This window comes from Bacillus sp. N5-665 (genome assembly GCF_022637375.2).
Lineage (GTDB): Bacteria > Bacillota > Bacilli > Bacillales > Bacillaceae_G > Bacillus_A > Bacillus_A wiedmannii.
Window position 1 is genome coordinate 3,818,555 of record NZ_CP093325.1, and the last position, 23,438, is coordinate 3,841,992.

Consider the following 23,438-nt stretch of genomic DNA (forward strand, 5'->3'; position numbering starts at 1 on the left):
TCTTATATTGCAAAACGCTTATACTTTTCGTAATCACTCGTCTTACATTCTACTTCTAGTTTCGTACCTTCGTTTTCATAACTTGTAGATAAAACGTGCGCATGATTATTGAAATAAGAAACTACCTGTCCTTGATCATACGGAATTAACATTTCACACTTCTTATACTCTTTATAGATGTGTGAGCGAATCATTTCTACAAGCTCTTCCATTCCAACATGTTTCTTCGCCGATAAATAAACGCGATCTTCTTGTACTTTCGGAATTTCAACATCTACCATATCTGATTTGTTATAAGCATAAATGGTTGGAATATTTTCTACTCCAATTTTCTTTAACGTTTCATTTGTAATATCAATTAATTGTTCATAATTTGGATTCGCGTAATCTACAACGTGAATAAGTAGGTCTGCTTCCGCTACTTCTTCTAACGTTGAACGGAACGCTTTCACAAGGTGATGCGGTAATTTGCTTACAAATCCAACTGTATCCGTTAATAAGAATGATTTGTTATCTGGCAAATCAATATTTCGCACAGATGTTTCTAACGTCGCGAATAACATATCTTTTTCAAATACTTGTTTTTCTTCAGTACCATTGTAAATTTCAAGCATCGCATTCATCGTCGTTGACTTTCCGGCGTTCGTATAGCCTACTAATGCTACAACTGGTACTTCATTTTTCTTACGTTGCTTTCGCTGCGTTTGACGCTGGGCAACAAGTGCTTCTAGATCTTTATTTAAAACTGAAATTTGTTCTTCAATTTTACGACGATCTAACTCTAATTTCTTCTCACCGACACCTTTATTTTTCGTACCAACTCCGCCGCTCTGTCTTCCTAACGATTCACGAAGACCGATTAAACGAGGCATCATATACTGAAGATGTGCTACCTCTACTTGCAACTGTGCTTCTTTCGTTTTCGCACGTTGCGCAAAAATATCTAAAATTAATATGGTACGGTCAATTACTTTGCAATCTAAATCCGCTTCTAAATTTCGAATTTGAGAAGGAGATAATTCGTCGTTAAAGATTACCATATTCGCATCTACTTCATTTACATAAGCTGCTACTTCTTCGATTTTTCCTTTTCCAATATAATGGGATGGATTTACTCGTTGTAAATTTTGCGTCACTTGCCCAATTACCTCTACATCACAAGCTTCTGCAAGATTTGTTAGCTCTTCCATTGAATATGCAAAATCCTCTTCATTACCTAAATTTACTCCAACTAAAACTGCTCTTTGTAATAATTCTTCCATATATTTATTCCTCCATTTCGATTACGTAAAATAAAAAACACAGGTTACTGCCTGTGCTTTCGTAAACGGATAAGGGTTCACCAAAGAAATAGAAGAAAGTTATACTTTCATCCTATCTCATAGTCAAAAAGTCCCATGATCATATACGCATCCACAATAAGTGTTCACCTATACGATCCCATTCTATTTATAAAGGCAAAACAAAAAGAGGGCGTATTCGTCCCTCCCTCTTTTTCACATATAAGCTTAATAAAGGGTTCCTTTAAAATAGGCAGACCAATCCCGTTCACTCTGCACACAGACAGAGCCTTTGAGCGCTATTCAATTATTTGCACAAAGTATTGAGACGTAATCTGATTAAGATCAAAGGAAGCCCCTCCGTTCATTTTAAGTTACATAAAGTGTAGCATAAGTAATTCGCTTTCACAAGATTTAACAGCCTATCTCACGCTAAAGAAATTCTTTATATTTTTACTTTAAGCGTCATTTTTTGCGCGTTTTTCTTACAATAAAAATAACAACTGCAATAATCAATAACACACCTATAGAAATAACAGCAACTTGCCACCAACTTAAACCGTTCACCATCTCACCTTTTAAATCCACTTTCTTCGTTGGAGCTGACTCTTTTGCAATATGACTTAAGGCGTTTCTCTTCAGCTCTGCCTCATCTAATGTCTGTGTTCCACTGCACATAGATGTCTCTAATTTCCCCTCCCCTCTATAAGAAGAAAAGACTAAATATTCTCCTCCCTCTGCAAAACGAAATGTACAGCTACCAAAACTTGTATATATAATAATTTGCGAAGAGCTTGTCCCTTTCCAAATTTTCTTCACTTCAAATAATGTTTTCATTTCCCCCTCTCTCTCTTGAACTTCTAACACCTTACCTTCAAACACTACATCTGTTTTTTGAAATGCATCTTCTGTGGATACTTTAGTGCAATCACACGCATAAGACTTATCTGAAAAAATAAAACTACAAATCAAAACAAGAGACAACAAATAAACGATTCTTTTCAAGAATCTCAGACCCTTTCATTATCAATTTCAGAAGCTTTCTGTATATTATTTTGACATCCCTTCTCATATCCCTTTTCGCTCATTTTTTATATAAGGATATTAAATTATTTCATAACCTGTTGACTGTTTTACCATCTGATATTAGTATCAAGTTATAAAAATAAATTAGGAGCTGTTCCTATGAATTCTAAATCTCGTATTACTGCAATTGGTACTCATGTTCCAAATCAAATGTTATCTAATAATGATTTAGAAAAAATGATCGATACGAATGATGAATGGATTGTACAAAGAACAGGAATGAAGGAAAGAAGAATTGCTAGCGAAGATGAATACTCCTCACACTTAGCCATTAAAGCAATTGAAAATTTATGTACAACTTTTAAAAAGAACTTAGAAGATATAGACTGTATCATCGTCGCTACAACAACCGCTGACTATGTTTTTCCTAGTGTCGCATGTCAAATACAACAACACTTCAACATACCTCATACAATAGCATTTGATTTAAATGCAACTTGCGCTGGTTTCACATATGGTCTGCACGTTGGGAATAGCTTGATTACTTCTGGCTCACATGAAAAAGTACTAGTCGTAGCGACAGAGACATTATCTAAAGTTACTGATTACACCGATAGAACGACCTGCATTTTATTCGGCGATGGTGCTGGAGCTATTTTATTAGAAAGAGATGAAAACAAACCGAGCTTTATTGCTGCTCATATGGGAACAAATGGGCACGGTGGTATTCATCTATACCGAACAAACTTATCTACTACTATGAATGGCACACAACTGCAAACAAATGAAAAAATCGTGCAAAATGGGAGAGAAGTATATAAATGGGCAACACGTACGGTGCCAGCAGGTATAAAAGAACTATTACATACTGCAAATATGCAAATAGATGATATAGACTGGTTCATACCACACAGTGTTAACTTACGAATGATTGAATCTATTTGTGAGAAAACCGAAATTTCAATTCAAAAAACTTTAACGAGTGTAAAATACATGGGGAATACATCTTCAGCTTCCATTCCACTCGCTCTAGATTTAGCTAGAAAAGAAGGGAAATTAAATAACAGAGACACACTTTTACTATACGGATTTGGTGGTGGTCTTACGCATTTAGGCCTTATTGTGGAGTGGGATTTAAACTGAAATTTTTCTTTTAAACAACTAACTACAAAAAAGCTGCATTCAAAGATTGGTTACCTCTCTTTGAACGCAGCTTTTTTTATCTTAATTTTATTTACCTGTCCGAGCCCATATCACAACAGGAATCAGCATGAAAGCTAAAGCTCCTCCAGCTAATGACAGTGCCGCATAACTTGAATTCGCTACTACCATACCTGACATCGCTCCGCCTGAAGCTCCAGCTAGCGCAATAAACACATCTATTTTCCCTTGTGTTTTTGCACGTGTGGAAGGTATAGTTGCATCAACAATTTGAGCCGTACCACTTATTAAACCAAGGTTCCATCCTAATCCAAGTAAAGACAAAGCAACAATTAATAGTATTAAAGAATCACTCGGCGCTATCGCAGCTATGACACCTGCTGCTAGTAAAATTACTCCACCAGCTATACTCATCGTAGTTCTGCCAATTTTATCAATTAACATTCCTGTAACGAGAGATGGAAGATACATTGCACCTACATGAAAACCAATCACAAGTCCTACTGCACTTAATCCATGACCGTGATGCCCCATATGAACTGGCGTCATCGTCATAATCGCAACCATCACGATTTGTGTAAGTATCATTACGATAGCCCCAACAGTAATACCTCGTTTGTTTTCTGTCGCTTCTTCTGTTACTGCTTGCCCTTTATTTGTATGTTCTTGTTTATATGTTTCTATCATATTTGCAATAAGTAACGGATCTGGACGAAGCATAACAAAAAGGACAAGACCCGCCAGTATAAATGCAGCTGCTGATAATATGAACGGACCAGCAAGTTCAGGAATTCCAATTGAATGAGCAAACCTTCCCATTACACCTACTAAATTTGGACCTGCGACTGCACCAAAAGTCGTCATTACCATCGTAATACTAATAGCGGTTGCTCTTTGCTTCTTATTCGCTAAATCTGTTCCAGCATAACGCGCTTGTAAATTCGTAGCTGTGCCCGCGCCATATATAAGTAAAGAAACTAGTAAAAGAATAATACTATTTGTTAAAGCTGCCACCACAGCTCCAATAGCCCCTAGTCCACCTACTATAAAACCTCCTGCAAGCCCTATGCGGCGACCATGTTTTTGCGATAACTTCCCAACAAAGAAAGCTGCTACCGCAGATCCCATTGTAAACATAGCTGCCGGCAATCCTGCATATGCATCTGTCCCAAGCATTTGCTGCGCAAGGAGTGCACCTACTGTAATCCCAGCAGCCAACCCTGCTCCGCCGAACATTTGTGAAATGCTTACGATTAGTAATGTTCGTTTGTATAATTTTCGTTGCTCTTCTTCTGTATACATACGATTACTTTTTAAAGCCCCCGCCCTATCTAACAATTCCTCATCCTCCCTTTAAAATTAAATCCTCTTGTTAATGTACTATGTTTAACGTTACATATTCAATGCTGTTTTCCATTTATCTCTTCCATTCTAAAAAACTTTCTAACCAAACTCGACTTCTCCCATGCTATATTAAAAATACTATTATTCACAATATGCAAGGAGAAAACAATAAAAAACAGGCTGCTAATAGCCTGTTATCTTTACACTTCCTCTACTACTCTTTCCCTTCTCTTTTTACTCAAAGCCTTTCTTTCCGAAAATAACAAACTTACTAAAGCACAAATTAAAATAATTGGCACACTTGCTTTATATAAATCTGTAAAACTCATAGCCATCTGATTCTTAGCATAATGATTCACATCATTCGAAAATGCACGTACTTCTTTCTTTATACTTTCCTCTTGTTTTTCAACTTCATTTGTCACTTGATTCATAACTTCTTCTCTTTTTACATCTCTATATTCTACTGGAATTTCTCTTAATACTTCATCCACTTTTTGGTGAATTAATGCATCTTTTTTCTCTTTATTTAACCCTACAAATGTTTTATTTTGATGCTTTTCTACACTTGGTTCTATACTTTGGTTCTCTATTTTTTCTTTTGTTACTTGTAGTATTTCAGCTTGCTGTGAGCTATCCACATGAATATTATGCACTTTTTCTTCTGCATAACGATATACATTCTCTTTATTTACAGCTAAATTGTGCGTTAAGTTAGATACAAATATTGCAACTGCTAATACAATTCCTACTTGCCGCAACATCGAGACAACACTTTGAGAAGCGGTTAATAATTCCCCTTCAAACGAAGAAGCACTTAAAACTGTAATTGGACCTACTACTAAACCATACCCAACACCTAATATCATACATGGAATAATAATTTCTATATTTGTTGAATTAACATCAATCATTTGCAACCAATAATAAGAGAAACCCATAACAAGAAAGCCTGACAAAATAATAGTTACTTTTCCGAGTTTTTTAATTAAAGTTGCTGCAACTGGTGAGACAAAAAATATCATTGCTGAAATAGGTGTCACTAAAAAAGCTGCTTCAATTTCCGTTCGACCTTGTATTTTCGTCAAGAACGTTGGAAGTAATACAGTTACTCCAATTAAAAATAAAATACTTAATATGACAACGATAGACGCTCCGACAAACATTCGATCTTGAAATAACTTTAAATTCACCATTGGATTATGAATCTTTCGTTCTACTAAAACAAATAGAATAAGAGAAATAGTGCTAATTGCATAACAAGACAAAGCAATATTACTTTGCCATCCCCATGTATTGCCTTTTACTAATATGAGAGTAAAAGAAAAAATTGCTGTGCTACTTAATAGTAGTCCTACCCAATCTATTTTTGAGATAATACGTTCTTCATTTTTTATTTGCAGCATAATGCAGCATAAAATGATTCCAAGAATACAAATTGGAACATTTACGAAGAACACCCATCTCCAACCGAAATTTTGTGTAATAATTCCACCTATTACTGGTCCCATTGCAGCTGATAGTCCTTGTGTTACCCCTAAAATTGCAAGTGCAACATGCCTCTTTGCTAATGGCATTGCTGATACGCCGATTACCATACTTGTCGGAAATAAAATTGCTGCACCAATACTTTGTATAAAACGAGAAAAGATAAGAAAATCGCCCGTATTGGCAAAAGCACAAAGCACTGATCCACCACCAAAAATTATCAAACCAAGAATATACATCTTTGCTTTCCCAAAAATATCAGCTATCCGTCCTAGTGGAATGGCTAGTACTGCAATCGTCATCGTATAAACATTTAATATCCAAGACATCTTTTCTAATGAAGTATTTACACTCGTTTGTATGGCTGGTAAAGCTATATTCATAATTGTCGTATCAATCATACAAAGAAATATACCTAAGCACATTAAAAAGACAATCTTAATACCCTTTGATTGCTCCATGTTCATCTACCCCTTTATTTATTATGAACGTGTTTTTCATTCTTCCGTTTTATTGTGTTTTTTTACTTCTAGTTGCTCTAGTTTTCTTTTCAACGTCTCTACTTGAGCACTATACGATGCGATACCTACATCTAGTGAAATTTCTTCAACAAAAGTAATACCTTCTCTCCACTTTTCATATTTCAAACGAAGATCCGCAATATATGCTTCTTTCCTTTCAATTTCGTCCGCAATCCATTTTTTTATTGCCTTGTCATCGCTATAATTACCGAAATACATCCTCATTAAAAAATCTGAACGTAAAACATCTTTCTCTACATCTGTTTGCATGTACTGATAAAACTCTTCACGCCCTTCATCTGTAATAAAGTACATTTTCTTATTCGGTTTTCCTTCTTGCATAATAACCTCTTTCTTTATTTTCCCCTCTTTTTCCAACTGTCGTAACGTTGGGTAAATCATTCCAAAACTCCCATCAAAGAAATGAGTAAATACGTCTTCGAACACAATTTTAATATCATAACCAGACATTTCTTTTCCCATTAACAAGCCTAAAATAACATCTCTTCCCTTCAAAATAAAACCTCCATACTATATATAATCAATAATCATATTAACGACGTTAATATGATTATTGATTATATACCTCATTCCGTTAATTGTAAAATGTTTCTAAATAAAAACACCCTGTAATTTTATTATCTAAAATTACAGGGTGGCTCTACTTTATATTTCATATACAAACTTTGTACTATTTTACAACTTCATCTTGATTAGCTTCAAAACCTTCTGTCTTACCCTCTTTCATTTCATAATAATACGAAGGTAATTCTATATTATGTTCTAAAAGGTAATCCTCAATTAATGAAATGATCACTTTCAACGTTTTCAATCGAGCATATAATTTATCGTTACTCGCGATAATTTGCCATTTTGCATTTGGCTTATTTGTTTTTTCAAACATGTCTTCCATCGCTTTAACATACTCATCCCATTTTTCACGGTTGCGCCAATCTTCGTCTGTAATTTTCCATTTTTTCAAAGGGTTGTTCTCTCTATCTTTAAACCTCTTTAATTGTTCATCTTTACTAATATGATAGAAAAACTTTCCGACTATATAATGATCATCTGTTAATAGTTTTTCAAAATCATTAATCTCATCATACGCTCTCGTCCACTCTTCCTTTGTAGCAAAACCTTCAACACGCTCAACTAACACACGGCCGTACCATGAGCGATCAAAAATAGTAATTTGCCCGTACTGAGGTAGTTTCCGCCAGAAACGTTGCAAGTAATGGTGCCGTTTTTCATGAGGTGCTGGTGCTCCAATTGGATTTACTTGGAACCCACGTGGATCAAGGTGTTCTGTCACTCGCTTAATCGCTCCGCCTTTTCCAGCCGCATCCCAGCCTTCCATAACGAGCATAACTGCGATTTTTTCCTCTTTTACAATTTGCTGCAACGCTAATAAGCGCCTTTGATATTTTTCAAGTTTCTTATTGTACTTAGATTTCGATTCAATTCTTTTCGTTACATCTACTTTAGCAAGATGTCCATTTTCCATAAAACAAATCCCCCTTGTTGTATGACAATGTTATTTTAACATATTATTGGCAATTTTTTCACATTAGAAAAAACTGTGTAGAAAAATCTCTACACAGCTTTTATAAAGAATACAGCAGTTAATATTCGCATTTAAAATGTAAATTACATTCATGAGTGTCATAAATACCACCTTACATTATATGGTATATACTCACATAAAGAGAAGATACTAATAAATAAATCCGTTACAGAATGGGAGCTCTCTAAAAATGAAACGAATAATATTTTCTCTCTTTGCACTAATCTGTTTCGCACTACCAATACAAGTTAGTGCATACACATTCCAATCACTACCAATTGAATCAAAATCAAAACAGTGGTATATCGAAATTGATAAATCCTATAACGTAAACAAGCAAGCAGCGCAGCAAAAACAAGGTGTATACGATACATATCGCTTACTCGTAAAAAACATCGGCAATGATGTGTCAAACGTAGCTGTAGAAATAGTTGATAACATTCCTACCTTTAAAGCTAGTTTTAATCCTACTACATTACATAACAACGTTTCAAAAAGTCAGACAAGCTTTGACTACATCGTATTCCCATTAGACTTTAACAGCCATAATTTCAAAGTCGTCATTACTTGGGAAGAAAAAAATTTCTCATACAACGGTCATCCGGTAAATGAGGAGGAACAAATGAAACAAACATTTGTGTTTAATGAAGAATAAGCCCTAATTTGATTAGGGCTTATTCTTCATTTACAAAACCAGATTGAATCGCTTCCGTTACTTCTTCTGTGATTTCTAGTTCTGTTGCTTCCGTACTAATTTTCTTGTCCCAAATATGTACGGAAGGCTTTTCGTTACAAAGATGTTTTACTAATACTAGTTGATTATATGTTAGCTTATTTTCTCTATGGGTGGCGATATAGACTGTGAAATTTTTTGCTTCAAAGACCTTTTCCTGCAAAGTGTATTGGCTGGCCAATTCCTTTGCTACTATATCGTTCAAGTTTTCTATAATCATATAAGTTATTCTCCTTTCCCTTATATCATCAATCAAATCGTCGAATACTTGGTACACATAATGCTACTCCAATTGTTACAAGTACTAATATAGCTAGTGTTATAATCGTTATCTCGCCACCTATGACAGTAGCTAACCATCCTACAACCACATAACCTAGTGGCACTAAAGCAAATGAACCTAGCATATCAAGGCTTGCCACTCTTCCAAATGCTTCTTCTGGTACAAGCTCTTGTAAACTTGTTTCCCAAATGAGTCCAAATATCATCATACCGAACCCTTCAATTGCCATTAATCCAATTAATGCAGGTGCCCAAGCAATAAATGGCATTATTAAAAGCGTATAACCACTTATTAATACACCACCATAGGCAAGTAATCCCCGCTTATGCCACCGTTCTCTCCCGCCAAATATTAGGCGGCAATTACAGCTCCAACACCAGAGGATGCCATTCCTAATCCATACACATATGCTTCAAAATGATGATGAACATTAAATAACCATGGAATTAATACGGTGATAATGCCGGCATCCCCCAAAGCTTTTTCTCTTTGTACGTCCCCTTGCATTTCTCTCTCCTTTTTTCAAATGATTATAGACTTTATTATATATCACTAAAAATTCCCAATATTCTTTTTCGATTATATAAGAAACCATTATGTTATGGTAAAATTATCAAAATAAATATAAAGGAGAATACATTATTATGCCTCAAAATTCTCATAACATCGAGCACCGCATCTATACAATGTGTATGATCCAGCGAAATAATGAAGTTTTACTTATAAAACGCCCCGATCATCGAGGTTTTCCTGGCTACATCGCTCCTGGCGGAAAAGTAGATTTCCCAGAAAGTATCGTTCAAGCTGCTAAACGAGAAGTAAAAGAAGAAACTGGATTACTTGTTTCAAATTTAACTTTTAAGGGATTAGATGAATACGTAAATCCGAAAGAAAATGTTCGATATATGGTATTTAACTATTGGACAGATTCATTTGAAGGTGAACTCCTTTTGAATCCTCCTGAAGGCGAATTATCATGGGTAGCAATCGATACAGCACTAAATCTTCCTATGCAAGATTGGTTTAAAGAGAGATTCCCATTATTTTTTGAAATAGGTACGTTTGAAATTCAACGTGCTTGGGACCAAGACTTAGATAAACAAGTTGCTATGACAATTACGCATACGTAAAAAAAGCTTGGTATCTCTCCAAGCTTTTTTCACTTTCCTTCTATTTTCTTAATCTCATAATCAATTTCTAAAAACTTAACTCCAAATATCCACATTCTATGGTTAGCTTCTAATATGTGATTCGTGTTCTCCTTTATAATAAAAGTCTCTGCTAACGGTAAACGAATTGTAAAGAAACGAGTATGTAAATAAATCCCCTCATCTCCTTTACCATTTCTTCTCAGCTTACTAGTAATGATTAAATCATTACTCTTATTACATAATTTTAAAACCCCCGTCATATTCGAATATGGTAAAGGTAATGCAATATTCATATATGTCTCGCTCTTATATGTGTGCTTTGAGTAAAGAGCTACAAAAATAGATTCTCCTGCTTCATTTTTTCTTAGCCAAGCCCTTACATTCTCTCTTCCATCTTTCTCATCTATTATCCCGACGATAGAGCCATGCATCGTTTCCCACTTACCGCCCATTCCTAAATGTATTTGTCCTACACGCTTACTCATTTTCTCATAGCAAAATGCAACCGGACGAAACCAACGAGCCCACTTAATATGCGATTGTAACTCATACTCTTTTGTATTTTCATAAAAACGAGTAATACTTAAAGGAATCTTCGCCATGTCAAATCCCTCACTATGAAAATCGTTCATATTATCAACTAAACCTTTGTATTCCTTGCTATCTATTAAACTTCTGTTATGTAAAAATGCTTCACCAACTGTCGTATTTCCTATTAACCTGCTCATTGGTTTCCCGTAATATTTATGATTCGGAGCACTCTTTTCAATCATCCAGCCGACAAATGCGGGTAACGCTACTCCAATTCCATTGACAACACCGTGAATCCAAACCATTTGAGCAATTGTAATCGTCATTACATGTTTCAAATTCCCATATGAATATACAAGTGAAAACATAATTGTTACCATGAGTGTGCTAGAAGATATGATTAGGAGAACTTTTGCACTAACAGCATTAAATTTCGTACACCAAACATAAATCCCATAACTATAAATAGCACATAAATATAGGAACACTGCAAAAAATTCAAATACCCTCGAGTACGTAATTCCTATTGCAACTGTCATAGGTGAAATGACGATGACAAACATAATAGCATCATATACTTTACTTCTCTTTTCTCTTTTCCTCCCAATTAAACCAGCTGATAACGGCAATAGAAATGCCGAATAATGAAAGTGTGCAGCTGTAAGCAAAACAATGTCGGAACTAAAGTGCATAATGGAAAGCTTTGCTACAGAAGCAAAAAACCAGAAACCACCTAAAAACAAATACATAAACGCACTATCGATAGCTGTCTCCTCTAACGGTTTCCATCCTCTTTCTAGCAATCTACTTATACCAAATAACGCAACAATTCCTGTATATACAAACCAAAGTAACGCAAAGAAATAATGATTTGTTACGAAAGCTAACGTTGCATTAATTGCTGCAATTGGATATAGCGGCGATACAAATTTATAAAAGAATACATACGATCCATTTCTTGTTTTCTTATCAATGATGCAAAATGACATCGGTATAAATAACAAAATAGATAATAAAATAATTGCTTCCACCGGGTTTATATTTGACCACTCACATATTAGAAAAATAATATAACAAGCAAACCCAACTATTATATTTTTCATATCATTTATTTCCTCTCTACAAATGTTCCCTTATATGAAAATAATGAACCAATTAACGGATTGCTTACTTGTACATGAATTCGAAAGCATTGTAGTGTTTCATCATAACTTTCTACAATGTTGGCCTCTCCGTATAAAAACCTAGGTAACGGGACTTTCCTTCCAAACATGTAAAACCATTGTTTCTTTGAAGAAATATGCATTGCCCCCACCTCATCAATATGAAAATTCAATGTAGAAACAAGTATTTGCGGTTCACCAAAATAATCTAAAATTTCATTATTCTCTTCATCCATCTGCATAATGGCGTTAAAGTATCTTTTCTTATTATGAAAATAAAAAGTACGATTCCACCGCACAAGTTCATTTCCATGTTCATCTCGCTCAGCGGTATTATGTATTGTAAATGGCACTTCCTTCCCCCGCTCAGAGAAAAACATTCTAAACTTCGATGCAATTTTTAATATCAATTTTACGAAAAAAGAACCTCCGTAAATTTCATCCATTTCTCCTTCTCCAGTAAAGCTATTTTCTTCCGTGATCTCATAGCGTTTCTGTAATTTCGGATGAAGTTTTTTATAAGAATCCCCTAATAGTCTTTCATACATATTAGCCATACATTATTCCTTTCTCTTCCTCTTGCAATTTTTTGCACTCGGTAAATCAGAACTATTTATATAACCGACAATCGATAACCCCATAAGTAGAACGTTTAATGTAATTGGATTAAACGGCTCTGTAAAGCTTACGATATTCGTAAAACCCGCCGCTATCGTTAAGGCTATTAACATAAAAATATGTACGATAAATACTTTTCGTTTTGGAAATGGCAACAGCCATATGGCACCAAAAATAATTTCTAATAATCCAATTATTTTAAGTACAAAAATACTATATTCCGTTGAACCAATTATCACAGATAGCATTTTTACTTCTTCTGAATGAGTAAACACTAGTTTCGGCACTATTCCTTGATACATCCATACAAAAGCAAACAAAAAACATACAAGCCAATATGTCATTGTTCTTCTAATTAGTAATCTCGGATGAAGTCCCTTTTCTAACCATAATTTTAAAGCATCAAAACTCCAAGCAGTCGCCCAGCCTAATAACGGACGAAACATATAGAAATCTATTACATTTCCTATACGACCAAACCTCGTATCGTAATCATATTGCGTCTCAAAATGAATGTGTTCTTTACGCGGTGTATACTTCCAATAACCACGCCCTATTTGAATAAGTGATAATTTATTATCTGTCCAAAATTTTAAAGAAGAAATCCGTTCACCCGTTTCTTTTCTTATTTCTCCTATCGATTCCCCTTCACCAGCTATTTCAAGTCCTAATCCAATTTTAGTTTTATATAAAAACTTCTGCGGTTCTCCTTCTTTTTTCTCTAAATACGAAATTTCAGTAAAGCGAGCATCCCATTCTGTATGTATATCTGGTTCCTGTGTATATCCCCATAATTTTTCCATTGTTGTGTTCATTTCTGCCGAAACATAAATAGGCTTTTTCCCCTTCATTCTTCCGCCTCCTATGCACTATAAATTTAATGTACATGCTATGAATTTATTTTGCTACAATTTTCACAAACTCCTTCAAAAAAAGAAAGAATTTTTAAAATTTATACAAAACACTTGATTCCCCGAAAAATTTAAATTATTATAAAACAAATGTTACCAACAACTTCATAAATCAAACACTCTCGCCTAAAACGTGAGATAGAGGTTGCGATACTTATGATTATTCTAATGGAGACACAGAGATGTCTATGAAATTAGATGAAAGGAAGTATTGCCGAAATCGATAATTTTCTCTGCATTTATCGATTGGGGCTGTTTTCGAATAGAAACAGAACTGTCATATGTACAGAAGTGTATGTATGAAGAGCTATCTACAAAAAAGAGATATCATTTTTATGGTATTCCTTTTTTGGCGGTTTTTTTATTAGCTCCGTTTTCTGTTTCCCTTTTCCTGTAACAGCACCATCCTCACTTATTTGAGATGGTGTTTTTTGTTTTTCTCTGGTAACTACAGGAATATTGGGATCTATATATGTCCTAATCTATTCTTAAAAATGGATGAAAGAAGGAATTCGTAATGGAAACGATTGTACAAAAATTTGGTGGCACTTCTGTTGGAAGCGTTGAGCGCATTCAACATGTAGCAAATTTAATTATTGAAGAATATGAACGAGGACATAGTATCGTCTCTGTCGTTTCAGCAATGGGAAAAAGCACAGATGAACTCGTAGCACTTGCTAACGCGATTTCAGAAAATCCGAGTAAACGCGAAATGGATATGCTTCTATCAACAGGTGAGCAAGTTACTATTTCATTATTAACGATGGCACTACAAGCAAAAGGTTATAACGCGATTTCATTAACAGGATGGCAAGCTGGTATTACGACAGAATCTGTACATAGTAGTGCACGGATTACTGACATTCATACAGATCGAATTCAATCTTATCTTACTGAAGGTACGATTGTTATTGTAGCTGGCTTCCAAGGAGCCAGTGAAGAACATGAAATTACAACGCTTGGACGCGGTGGTTCTGATACAACTGCTGTTGCATTAGCTGCTGCACTGAAAGCAAAAAAATGTGATATTTACACGGATGTGACCGGTGTATATACGACGGACCCACGAGTTGTAAAAGATGCTTATAAATTAGATGAAATTTCTTATGACGAAATGCTAGAACTAGCAAACCTCGGTGCTGGTGTATTACACCCGCGTGCTGTTGAGTTTGCTAAAAATCATAATGTCATGTTAGAAGTTCGCTCAAGTATGGAACAAGAAAACGGAACAATTGTAAAAGGAGAATGTAACATGGAACAACAATCAATCGTTAAAGGTATTGCATTTGAAGATAATATTACACGCGTCACAATGAAAGGATTAGAACAAGGTGCACTCTCAACAGTTTTCTCTACATTGGCAACAGCACATATTAATGTAGATATCATCATTCAAAGTATTACAAATGAAGGAACTGTTCACCTCTCCTTCTCAATCCATTCTAATGATTTAAAAGAAACATTAGAGGTATTAGAACAAAATCAAGAAACACTTCACTATGAATCTGTAGAATATGAAAATTATTTAGCAAAAGTATCCATTGTAGGATCTGGTATGGTCTCTAATCCAGGAGTTGCTGCGAATATGTTCACTACTTTAAAAGAAGAAGATATTCATATTAAAATGGTAAGTACATCAGAAATTAAAGTATCTGTCGTTATTGACCGCCTTCATTTAGTAACAGGTGTTGAGGCGCTGCATCAATCATTTATGGCAAAAATTGAGCCTTTAGTGCAGATGAGTTAATTTCCACCGGTAAAACTTTAAAAAATATATGAATCTATTTCCTTCCTATATAAATAGAAACAGGATAGGACTGTTTTGTGGGAAAGTCGAAGTTATTCTATCGAATAGCAATTACAGTATCAAATTCTTGAAATGATAGCATTCACGAAATAAAGTTCGCGCATATTTCAATAGTAAAGGGTTTACGAAGTGTTATTCGTTAACAAGATTTTATATACTATGCCCGAAAACACCTTGTCACATTTTCCTACGCTGTGACAAGATGTTTTTTGTTTAGAAAAGATTTTAGTATAATTATGAGGATAATTAAATAATAAATTTATACATAAAAGGAGATAAAAACTATGGCAAACAACCGATTACTACGAATGGACAATGTCAGCATCGTTGTAGAATCACTTGATAACGCAATCTCTTTCTTCGAGGAGATTGGCTTGAATCTCGAAGGGCGAGCTACTGTTGAAGGTGAATGGGCTGGTCGCGTAACTGGACTCGGTTCTCAGTGCGTAGAGATTGCTATGATGGTTACGCCAGATGGCCACAGCCGAATTGAACTTTCTCGATTTCTCACCCCACCTACTATAGCAGACCATCGGACAGCTCCTGTAAACGCCCTCGGTTATTTGCGCGTCATGTTCACCGTTGAAGACATTGACGAAATGGTATCCAGACTGACTAAGCATGGTGCTCAGCTCGTTGGTGAAGTAGTTCAGTATGAGAACTCGTATCGACTCTGCTACATTCGTGGAACCGAAGGAATTTTAATCGGTTTAGCGGAAGAACTCGGTAACAAATAAGTAATGTTTTATTAGACGTCTTTACTGAAGTAAAAATATTTGAAAGAACTTTACGCTTAATAAAACTTAGATTTTGAACCCCGTCCTAGCTTTAGAACGGGGTTATGCTTGTTTAAACTTTTTAACATACTATCAACATCCCGAAATCATTATAAAACAATTCAATTACTTGTTATACTCTTTCCTAGGAAATATAACGGACCCTTCTCACTTCTTATCATATATATCTTTTCTTTTAAAAAACGATCTGAACTCATTCAAAATAACTTTCTTCACGTCAGAGTAAAAAACCATCATGAATAGTGCAATTCCTAATAAAATCTCTTGCATTCCTTCATAATCAATGAAAGCACTCACAATTAGCAAACCAAACCCAATATAAAAACCAAACTCATTCTCTTTCTCAAAATCCTCATCTTCATCAATATGTATTTTCTCTTTTAAATTTCGGTTCCCTTTTATTAACTCATCGAGCGTAACATTATACATTTCGCTCAATAAAATTAAATTTTCAATATCAGGGCAACTTTTATCATTTTCCCACTTACCCCGCTTTAACAGGCAGTAAATCTCATCAAAGCTTTTAAGCACAATCAAGGCAGCCAGATGCGATTAACTGCCTATAAAAGCCCGATTGGTTCAACTAATAATCAGTAGGATAAATCGCCCACTGATTAAAGTTTCACTTTATACACTGCTTGCCTCGTTATACCAATCTTTTTAGCAACATCTTCTTGTGAAAATCCTTTTGATTCTCTTAATTTTTTAAGTTGTTGTCCTAAGCTCATAACCTCCCCTCCTTTAACAAATTATTACATAAAAGGATCCAAAAAAGAAAGAAACCATTAGTAAAACCCACTGTAAACCACTCGTTTACACTATAAAAAAGAGAGAATAACTCTTTGAGCTATCCTCTCTCTTCTATTAAAACAGATGAATGTTTTCTTTCTTGCAAGCTTCACGTAAATCGTCAGGCCATACAGAAGATTGAACTTCACCAATATGTGCTTTACGTAAGAAGTACATGCACATTCTTGATTGTCCAATACCACCGCCAATTGTTAACGGTAGTACGTCTTCTAAAATACCTTTATGGAAATCGTACTCACGTTTGAAGTCTTCACCTGTTTTCGTTAACTGCTCATCAAGTGATTTACTATCAACACGAATTCCCATTGATGATAATTCGAATGAAGATTGTAATACTGGGTGCCAGAATAAAATGTCACCGTTTAATTTCCAATCATCATAATCAGATGCGCGTCCATCATGCTTTTCACCTGAACGAAGTGCATCACCAATTCCGATAATGAAGACTGCACCGTGTTCTTTCGCAATTGCATGTTCACGATCTTTCGGTGTTAATTCTGGATATTTATCTTCTAGTTCTTGGGAAGTGATGAAAACAATTTCTTCTGGTAAATACTTTCCAAGGAACGGATACTTTTCAAATAAGTGGTCTTCTAAATCTTTGAATATTCCATAAATTGTTTGTACTGTTTCTTGTAAGTAATCTACAGTACGCCATTCTTTTTGAACGATTTTTTCCCAATCCCATTGGTCAACGTAAATGGAATGTGTTGCATCAAGTTCTTCATCACGACGAATCGCGTTCATGTTTGTATATAAACCTTCACCAGCTTCATATCCGTATTCATGTAATGCGAATCTTTTCCACTTCGCTAGTGAGTGAACAATTTCTAATTCTTCTCCTGAATGTAACATATCAAATTCAATTGGACGTTCTACACCGTTTAAGTGATCGTTTAATCCTGATTTTTTCGTTACGAATAATGGTGCAGATACGCGGAATAGTTCAAGACGTTTTGCTAATTGATCCTCGAAAAATGTTTTAACTTCCTTAATTGCGATTTGAGTCTCTCTTACTGTCATTAATGATTGATACATGGTGGTTTCCTCCTAAAATGTTTGGATGTTGTGAAAAGAAGCCAACAAAAAAAGCCCTTCTTTCCCAAAAAACTGGGACGAAAGACTTTGGTTCCGCGGTACCACCCAAATTAGCAACAGAGGTTGCTCACTTATACAATACGGAGATGAAATATCTCGATACTGTTCTTCTTGTAACGGCGAAGTTCCCGGCTAAGTCTACTTTCCTCTAAAGGATTTCGGTTAGCAACTCCAGGAGGTTCTTCATAATAGGCTTCGTATCAGGCTCACACCACCCCTGACTCGCTTAGACTACATCCTACTACTACTCGTCCTTTCATAGTCGTTTTGTTGTCACATCTCTGAAACATTTTATTAATGATTATTCTATACAAAAAATAAAGAAAGTCAACAAAAATTTAAAAATATTTTTCAATTCTTTATTTTACGGCTTTATTGATTGTTTTCAATATAACATCTTCACTTCTTTTGCCTTGTCAATCCAAAAAACGTTTCACTAACCGAGACTAACATATACACAACAAGTAATGTAATCGTTCGAAATATAGAATCCGCAGTATTTCGTATTATTTTCATTTTCTTTGTAATTCCTTTCAGTTTACGTGCAAATTCATGTTATACTATAGCATTCAAGCAGTTTATTTTTACTTAAAGCAATCATAGTCATTTATAAAGAGTATTTTCTAAATCATTGACTATTATCAAATAAGATTTTTATATAACGGAGTGATCATATGAGTAAAACGAAAGCAAAACCGAAAAAAGGTGTAGGACAAGGTACAGGAAGTAAAGGATGGAATCGTTGGCAATCAAGTGCAAAGAAAAAGGCAGCTGCCAAGCCATATAAAAGTAAAGGGACTAAAAAGTAAATTCTGTATTATCTCTTTACTTTGTTCAAAACAAATTATAATTATTACACTAAAAAAGCTATGCTCTCATATATTTGAAAGCATAGCTTTTTATATTAAATCATTAAAATATCTCGTATTTCTTCCTCCGTGATTGATGATAATTTCTCTTCTCCTGGCTCAATCACTTCAGCGATTAAATTTTTCTTACTCTCTTGCAGTTCATGCATCTTTTCCTCAATTGTTCCGTGGGCTACTAATTTTATAACTTGTACTGTATTTTTTTGTCCCATTCGATATGCTCTATCAGCTGCTTGTTGTTCAACAGCTGGATTCCACCATAAATCGTATAATATAACCGTATCAGCACCCGTTAAGTTAAGACCTGTACCACCAGCTTTTAAAGAAATGAGAAATAGATCCCCTTCTCCTTCGTTAAACCGGTCACATAGCTCTACACGTTCCTGCGAAGGTGTATTTCCATCTAAATAAAAGTATGGAACCGCTTGACGATTTAACTCACGACCAATAATGGACAGCATCTTCGTAAATTGAGAAAAGATTAAAATTCTCTTACCAGTACTTCTGCATTCCTCTAATATCTCTAACAGTTGCTCAAATTTAGCTGAGCTCCCCTTATAATCATCAACGAATAAAGCGGGATGATTACAAATTTGTCGCAATCTCGTTAAGCCAGCTAAAATTCTAATTTTATTTTTACGTAACGTATCCTTGTCTAAATGTTTTAACGTTTCTTCCCTTAATTTCGCTAAATAAGCAGCATATAGTCTCTTTTGATCTGGTAATAATTCCGATGACTGTAAGTGCTCTATTTTATCTGGAAGCTCCTGTAATACGTCTTCTTTTAATCGTCTTAATACGAAAGGTTTTACGCGCTTTGCTATGTCTTCTCTCCTTAGATCACCGAATTCTTTTCTTCCTGGTAATAATTCTGGAAATACGACGTGGAAGATAGACCATAGCTCTTCTAATGAATTTTCGACAGGCGTTCCCGTTAGTCCGAAACGATATTCAGCTTGAATTGTTTTCACTGCTCTTGCAGTTTGCGTTGTAGGATTTTTAAACGCCTGTGCTTCATCAAGAAATAGTGTATGAAACGGCCTCGCATACGATCTTATATCTCTTCTCAGTAACGGATATGACGTAATTACGACATCAAATTCCGCTACGTCATTTAAAATTTTTCGTCGTTCTGCTTGATTTCCATCAGCAATAACAGCTCTAATATGCGGGGAGAATTTTTTCAATTCACTAAACCAATTGTAAACGAGAGAAGACGGTGAAACGACTAATATAGGTAGTTTCTTTTCTCGAATTTCAGGCAACACAGAATCTATGTACGCAATACTTTGCAGCGTTTTTCCAAGTCCCATATCATCTGCTAAAATACCGCCAAAACGGTAATAGGCGAGTGTTTTCATCCACTCAAATCCGTATACTTGATACTCTCTCATTACAGCATGTAAAGTTTGCGGCACTGTAAACTTTAATTTTTTCGGATTTTGAATGCTTTCCACTAACTCTTGAACAGACTCATCTAAACTTAAAACATTACCTTCGTGAAGTCCGTTCATCCATTTCACACTCCGAATAAGCGGAACATTCACTTCTTCCCCATTTAAAAATTCTTTTCGAATACCTGATTCTTTTGCAAACTGATTAATTTCATTAAACTCTTTGCTCTCTAGTGATAATAATGAACCATTCGCTAATCGATAATATTTGCGTTTCTCTTCAAGAGCCACTAATACACCTTTAATTTCTGCTTCCGGTATTCCTTTTATATCAAAACGAAATGACAACCAATCAATTCTTTCTTTTCTTCTCACTCTAATAAGTGGTGCTGTATCCCCTTTATGAATACGTAATTTAATTGCTGTCGTCGCATAAATGTCAACCAAGCCTTTTAACGACGGAACGACGTGATATAAAAAGTTATACTCAGCCTCTTCATTATGCATAAAGTAACCACCTTCTGTTTTCGCAAAGGCACTTTCACTCATAATGTCTAAAATCTCTTTTTCCTTTTTCTCATCACGATTAAAAACAGACGGCTGTCCATCTTCTTCTAACGGATTGATCATGACGTTTCCATAATGAAATTCAAGACCTGCTAACAAACGATTTTTCACTCGATCTAAATACAGCTTTGCTTTTAGCGACGGCGTTTCAACACGATCTGATATTACTTCATCAATGCGTACCGTTCCCAGTTTCATTAATCCTGGCACAACTTTCGCTACAAAATGTTCCATCTTACTTTCAGGAATATAAAACTGATTGTTATTTGAGCGGCTCATCATCTTTTGCAATTCAATAAGTCGCATACAATCTTCCATAGGTAAATGATATAATTTCCCATTGTAAAGAGCGTTGTTATACATTTCCATAACTTGAACACGATTTAGGCCGTCTATATGAAGTGTGAATCCACCATTATTTCCTTTCGTAAACTCAAAATGTAATGGCAATAAACCGTTTGAAATTTGTAAGCCCTGAAACTGTTGTTCATTTTGTTTCAGCTGTACATACTCAACTTTAGAAAGTGAAGAGAGCATATCTTTCCACGAAGCTGGCGGTATGAATATCATACTTTCATCTTGTTTCGCATGTACTTCTAACGCATCTTCATACATTTTTTCATTATGATACATTTTAATAAGCTGCTGAATAACCGCATCTGTTTCTTGCCTGAAGCTATGTACATCTGGTGTGTATGTAAATTCATTAGAACAATGAAAAGTCTCTCTCTTCTCCACTTTAGAAAGAAATTCTCTAATATGCTTTATAAAATATGTTTTCGCAAGTTTTAACTGAATTCCAAGAAGGGCCCCACCACTTTTCGTCGCTACTGGTGAACATATAAACGCAACATCTAATATTTCACGTGTATCAAAACGGTGTTGTTTACTTTTTGGCCGCAGTGGTTTGTCTGCAAACAACTGAAACATTCCGCTCGTTAATTGATCATTTCCGCTCATATTTTCGGACATGCCGCCCGTTTGCTGGTTATAATTTATTTGTATTAGTACGGCTGCAACATGTTGACAGTACGTTTGAAAAGACGCTATTGAAGGACAACTACATCTCGCAACTACATCACCTTTTTTAGCTTTTTCTACTGTAACATGAAAATCTTCATTCCCTTTTACCGTCGCCTCACAAATTTCTTTCGTTTCATCATAATGATTCACGATTACTTTATTTGCTTTATAATAAGCTTCACCTCTTTTATATGAGGTCTCTCCGCATACTTCTTTTATAATCGATTTATTTAATGTAAAACTCATTGTTTTGACACTTCCTTAATGTAAAACCATTTTCTCTTACTTAACATTTTACATGCTCTACGAGAAAATATAAAATATTGATTGAACAAAAAAAGATGCTTATTTATAAGCACCTTCTTCACTCTATCTCCATCAACCGTTTCGCCTCAAAATATAACACTTGAATAAATTTTTTCGTATTAATTCGTATATGGCCAGAAGTCGCTAGTTCATCCTTTGTCATTTCTGTCATCCGTTTTCTAACTATCGTAAAATCAAAAAATTTCGGAGCATAGCTTTCAAATTTTGGATTTGAAAAGTCTGTTAGTCCGAGGGAGGCTAAATGATTCAATGATTGATAAATCGCTCTTCTTACACGTTGTTCAGATGCTTTTCTCTCCTTATCTATATCTGCATCCGAAGCTATATGATCTAATTTTTTTAATGTTATTTGGTGAAAAATATCTTTTAACGCAGGAAATCCAAATTCAAATGTTTGCGCCTTTTCTTGTCCGTATAAATATTCCAGCATACTAAGTAAATCTTTACTTCCGTTCTCTCCCGCAATACCGAGTTCTGCTAGTAAGAAGCGTCCTGAATCTGATATCTTTTTTCCTTCTTGCACTGTTTCACTACGCATTTGCGGATTTTCCCACTGAAACACATTATTTAATGATTTTTGAATGTCATATATAGAACGTTCCAAACGAATACGCTCCATCACTTTTCGTACAACAGATATTACTTCTATTTTGTTTAGTGGTTTCGTAATATAATATTCTACACCAAGTGTATACGCCTCACCAATGAGCTGTTTCGATTCCACTTGGGAAATCATAATAATTTTCCCAGTAAATGAAGACGCTATATGGCGAACTGTTTCAATGCCATCTCTCATCGGCATTAGTAAATCAATAAATAAAATATCTACTTTTTTATAATTTAGCTGTTCTGCTTCAACAAAAGCTCCATCTTCCGATTCTCCAATTACTTCCCCAAGATCGCCATCCTCAATAATTTGCGAAAGCATCGAACGGAAAACTTCATCATCATCTACGATATAATAAAACAAAC

The 23,438-nt window shown here is 35.0% G+C and carries 20 protein-coding genes, 2 pseudogenes, 1 riboswitch and 1 other annotated feature; of the genes and pseudogenes, 6 read left to right on the top strand and 16 right to left on the bottom strand.

The features are described 5' to 3' along the window. Positions 1 to 2: 2 nt before the first annotated feature. Both hflX and MNO09_RS22105 read right to left on the bottom strand, forming a co-directional pair. Entirely contained in the window at positions 3 to 1,262 is a 1,260-nt protein-coding gene (gene hflX, locus MNO09_RS22100; RefSeq protein WP_000391895.1) for a GTPase HflX, read from the bottom strand. 483 nt (positions 1,263 to 1,745) lie between these two features. After that, on the bottom strand, positions 1,746 to 2,285 hold the full coding sequence (locus MNO09_RS22105) for a cobalamin biosynthesis protein CbiN (protein ID WP_241950053.1): 540 nt from the start codon (positions 2,283 to 2,285) through the stop codon (positions 1,746 to 1,748). Positions 2,286 to 2,465: 180 nt separating this feature from the next. Here MNO09_RS22105 and MNO09_RS22110 point away from each other — a divergent pair, with 180 nt between their 5' ends. Beyond that, positions 2,466 to 3,449 carry a ketoacyl-ACP synthase III gene (locus MNO09_RS22110; protein ID WP_001086324.1) on the top strand — a complete coding sequence of 328 codons (984 nt, stop codon included), beginning with the start codon at positions 2,466 to 2,468 and terminating at the stop codon, positions 3,447 to 3,449. An 87-nt stretch (positions 3,450 to 3,536) separates the two neighbouring features. On the opposite strand, the gene MNO09_RS22115 is transcribed toward MNO09_RS22110, so the two are convergent. The 4 genes from MNO09_RS22115 to MNO09_RS22130 all read right to left on the bottom strand — a co-directional run bounded on the left by MNO09_RS22115 (position 3,537) and on the right by MNO09_RS22130 (position 8,324). Next, positions 3,537 to 4,805: an MFS transporter gene (locus MNO09_RS22115; RefSeq protein WP_241950054.1), complete on the bottom strand. Its 1,269-nt coding sequence runs from the start codon at positions 4,803 to 4,805 to the stop codon at positions 3,537 to 3,539. A 206-nt stretch (positions 4,806 to 5,011) separates the two neighbouring features. Then, positions 5,012 to 6,760, bottom strand: coding sequence for an MFS transporter (locus MNO09_RS22120; protein WP_088107026.1), 1,749 nt, complete (start codon positions 6,758 to 6,760; stop codon positions 5,012 to 5,014). Between the two features lie 36 nt (positions 6,761 to 6,796). Then, positions 6,797 to 7,336, bottom strand: coding sequence for a PadR family transcriptional regulator (locus MNO09_RS22125; RefSeq protein WP_000678323.1), 540 nt, complete (start codon positions 7,334 to 7,336; stop codon positions 6,797 to 6,799). A 175-nt stretch (positions 7,337 to 7,511) separates the two neighbouring features. Then, positions 7,512 to 8,324 (bottom strand): polyphosphate kinase 2 family protein, encoded by an 813-nt coding sequence (locus tag MNO09_RS22130; RefSeq protein WP_000427327.1) that lies wholly within the window; start codon positions 8,322 to 8,324, stop codon positions 7,512 to 7,514. A gap of 250 nt (positions 8,325 to 8,574) precedes the next feature. On the opposite strand from MNO09_RS22130, the gene MNO09_RS22135 reads away from it, so the two are divergent. Further along, positions 8,575 to 9,039 carry a YozF family protein gene (locus tag MNO09_RS22135; RefSeq protein WP_000821220.1) on the top strand — a complete coding sequence of 155 codons (465 nt, stop codon included), beginning with the start codon at positions 8,575 to 8,577 and terminating at the stop codon, positions 9,037 to 9,039. Positions 9,040 to 9,058: 19 nt separating this feature from the next. Here MNO09_RS22135 and MNO09_RS22140 read toward each other — a convergent pair whose 3' ends face one another. Next, positions 9,059 to 9,337 (bottom strand): hypothetical protein, encoded by a 279-nt coding sequence (locus tag MNO09_RS22140; protein ID WP_000582862.1) that lies wholly within the window; start codon positions 9,335 to 9,337, stop codon positions 9,059 to 9,061. A gap of 28 nt (positions 9,338 to 9,365) precedes the next feature. After that, a pseudogene (locus MNO09_RS22145) lies at positions 9,366 to 9,868 on the bottom strand (MFS transporter); the annotation flags it as partial. Between the two features lie 176 nt (positions 9,869 to 10,044). On the opposite strand from MNO09_RS22145, the gene MNO09_RS22150 reads away from it, so the two are divergent. Continuing rightward, positions 10,045 to 10,530 carry an 8-oxo-dGTP diphosphatase gene (locus MNO09_RS22150; protein WP_070168667.1) on the top strand — a complete coding sequence of 162 codons (486 nt, stop codon included), beginning with the start codon at positions 10,045 to 10,047 and terminating at the stop codon, positions 10,528 to 10,530. A 29-nt stretch (positions 10,531 to 10,559) separates the two neighbouring features. On the opposite strand, the gene MNO09_RS22155 is transcribed toward MNO09_RS22150, so the two are convergent. From MNO09_RS22155 to MNO09_RS22165, 3 genes are read right to left on the bottom strand one after another with little or no spacing between them, the layout of a single operon-like run. Beyond that, positions 10,560 to 12,185 carry a YndJ family protein gene (locus MNO09_RS22155; RefSeq protein ID WP_070168666.1) on the bottom strand — a complete coding sequence of 542 codons (1,626 nt, stop codon included), beginning with the start codon at positions 12,183 to 12,185 and terminating at the stop codon, positions 10,560 to 10,562. 5 nt (positions 12,186 to 12,190) lie between these two features. Beyond that, entirely contained in the window at positions 12,191 to 12,802 is a 612-nt protein-coding gene (locus tag MNO09_RS22160) for a DUF4166 domain-containing protein (RefSeq protein ID WP_000002630.1), read from the bottom strand. 3 nt (positions 12,803 to 12,805) lie between these two features. Further along, positions 12,806 to 13,714, bottom strand: a complete 909-nt coding sequence (locus MNO09_RS22165; RefSeq protein ID WP_070168665.1) for a DoxX-like family protein — start codon at positions 13,712 to 13,714, stop codon at positions 12,806 to 12,808. 191 nt (positions 13,715 to 13,905) lie between these two features. Next, a riboswitch (Lysine riboswitch) is annotated at positions 13,906 to 14,092 on the top strand. A gap of 199 nt (positions 14,093 to 14,291) precedes the next feature. Here MNO09_RS22165 and MNO09_RS22170 point away from each other — a divergent pair. Both MNO09_RS22170 and MNO09_RS22175 read left to right on the top strand, forming a co-directional pair. Continuing rightward, on the top strand, positions 14,292 to 15,521 hold the full coding sequence (locus tag MNO09_RS22170; protein WP_070168664.1) for an aspartate kinase: 1,230 nt from the start codon (positions 14,292 to 14,294) through the stop codon (positions 15,519 to 15,521). A gap of 344 nt (positions 15,522 to 15,865) precedes the next feature. Next, a complete protein-coding gene (locus MNO09_RS22175; RefSeq protein ID WP_000002878.1) occupies positions 15,866 to 16,318 on the top strand; it encodes a VOC family protein in 453 nt (150 codons plus the stop codon). Positions 16,319 to 16,525: 207 nt separating this feature from the next. Here MNO09_RS22175 and MNO09_RS22180 read toward each other — a convergent pair. The 3 genes and pseudogenes from MNO09_RS22180 to asnA all read right to left on the bottom strand — a co-directional run. Continuing rightward, positions 16,526 to 16,864, bottom strand: a pseudogene (locus MNO09_RS22180) (helix-turn-helix domain-containing protein); the annotation flags it as partial. Between the two features lie 128 nt (positions 16,865 to 16,992). Continuing rightward, positions 16,993 to 17,106 (bottom strand): helix-turn-helix transcriptional regulator, encoded by a 114-nt coding sequence (locus MNO09_RS22185; RefSeq protein ID WP_000052039.1) that lies wholly within the window; start codon positions 17,104 to 17,106, stop codon positions 16,993 to 16,995. A 136-nt stretch (positions 17,107 to 17,242) separates the two neighbouring features. Then, positions 17,243 to 18,226: an aspartate--ammonia ligase gene (gene asnA / locus MNO09_RS22190; RefSeq protein WP_000284899.1), complete on the bottom strand. Its 984-nt coding sequence runs from the start codon at positions 18,224 to 18,226 to the stop codon at positions 17,243 to 17,245. A gap of 70 nt (positions 18,227 to 18,296) precedes the next feature. Then, positions 18,297 to 18,555 (bottom strand) — a binding site (T-box leader). A gap of 405 nt (positions 18,556 to 18,960) precedes the next feature. Between asnA and MNO09_RS22195 the strand changes: the two genes are divergently transcribed. Continuing rightward, entirely contained in the window at positions 18,961 to 19,095 is a 135-nt protein-coding gene (locus MNO09_RS22195; RefSeq protein WP_000047588.1) for a DUF3934 domain-containing protein, read from the top strand. A gap of 95 nt (positions 19,096 to 19,190) precedes the next feature. Here MNO09_RS22195 and MNO09_RS22200 read toward each other — a convergent pair whose 3' ends face one another. Then, positions 19,191 to 22,385 (bottom strand): DEAD/DEAH box helicase, encoded by a 3,195-nt coding sequence (locus tag MNO09_RS22200; protein ID WP_088107025.1) that lies wholly within the window; start codon positions 22,383 to 22,385, stop codon positions 19,191 to 19,193. Positions 22,386 to 22,503: 118 nt separating this feature from the next. Then, a complete protein-coding gene (locus tag MNO09_RS22205; protein WP_000500325.1) occupies positions 22,504 to 23,436 on the bottom strand; it encodes a response regulator in 933 nt (310 codons plus the stop codon). Between the last annotated feature and the right edge of the window lie 2 nt (positions 23,437 to 23,438).

Excerpts from the sequence above, each read along its gene's own strand:
- hflX (WP_000391895.1), bottom strand. The coding sequence starts at position 1,262 with ATGGAAGAATTATTACAAAGAGCAGTTTTAGTTGGAGTAAATTTAGGT.
- MNO09_RS22110 (WP_001086324.1), top strand. The coding sequence starts at position 2,466 with ATGAATTCTAAATCTCGTATTACTGCAATTGGTACTCATGTTCCAAAT.
- MNO09_RS22120 (WP_088107026.1), bottom strand. The coding sequence starts at position 6,760 with ATGGAGCAATCAAAGGGTATTAAGATTGTCTTTTTAATGTGCTTAGGT.
- MNO09_RS22130 (WP_000427327.1), bottom strand. The coding sequence starts at position 8,324 with ATGGAAAATGGACATCTTGCTAAAGTAGATGTAACGAAAAGAATTGAA.
- MNO09_RS22135 (WP_000821220.1), top strand. The coding sequence starts at position 8,575 with ATGAAACGAATAATATTTTCTCTCTTTGCACTAATCTGTTTCGCACTA.
- MNO09_RS22140 (WP_000582862.1), bottom strand. The coding sequence starts at position 9,337 with ATGATTATAGAAAACTTGAACGATATAGTAGCAAAGGAATTGGCCAGC.
- MNO09_RS22150 (WP_070168667.1), top strand. The coding sequence starts at position 10,045 with ATGCCTCAAAATTCTCATAACATCGAGCACCGCATCTATACAATGTGT.
- MNO09_RS22155 (WP_070168666.1), bottom strand. The coding sequence starts at position 12,185 with ATGAAAAATATAATAGTTGGGTTTGCTTGTTATATTATTTTTCTAATA.
- MNO09_RS22160 (WP_000002630.1), bottom strand. The coding sequence starts at position 12,802 with ATGGCTAATATGTATGAAAGACTATTAGGGGATTCTTATAAAAAACTT.
- MNO09_RS22165 (WP_070168665.1), bottom strand. The coding sequence starts at position 13,714 with ATGAAGGGGAAAAAGCCTATTTATGTTTCGGCAGAAATGAACACAACA.
- MNO09_RS22170 (WP_070168664.1), top strand. The coding sequence starts at position 14,292 with ATGGAAACGATTGTACAAAAATTTGGTGGCACTTCTGTTGGAAGCGTT.
- MNO09_RS22175 (WP_000002878.1), top strand. The coding sequence starts at position 15,866 with ATGGCAAACAACCGATTACTACGAATGGACAATGTCAGCATCGTTGTA.
- MNO09_RS22185 (WP_000052039.1), bottom strand. The coding sequence starts at position 17,106 with ATGAGCTTAGGACAACAACTTAAAAAATTAAGAGAATCAAAAGGATTT.
- asnA (WP_000284899.1), bottom strand. The coding sequence starts at position 18,226 with ATGTATCAATCATTAATGACAGTAAGAGAGACTCAAATCGCAATTAAG.
- MNO09_RS22195 (WP_000047588.1), top strand. The coding sequence starts at position 18,961 with ATGAGTAAAACGAAAGCAAAACCGAAAAAAGGTGTAGGACAAGGTACA.
- MNO09_RS22200 (WP_088107025.1), bottom strand. The coding sequence starts at position 22,385 with ATGAGTTTTACATTAAATAAATCGATTATAAAAGAAGTATGCGGAGAG.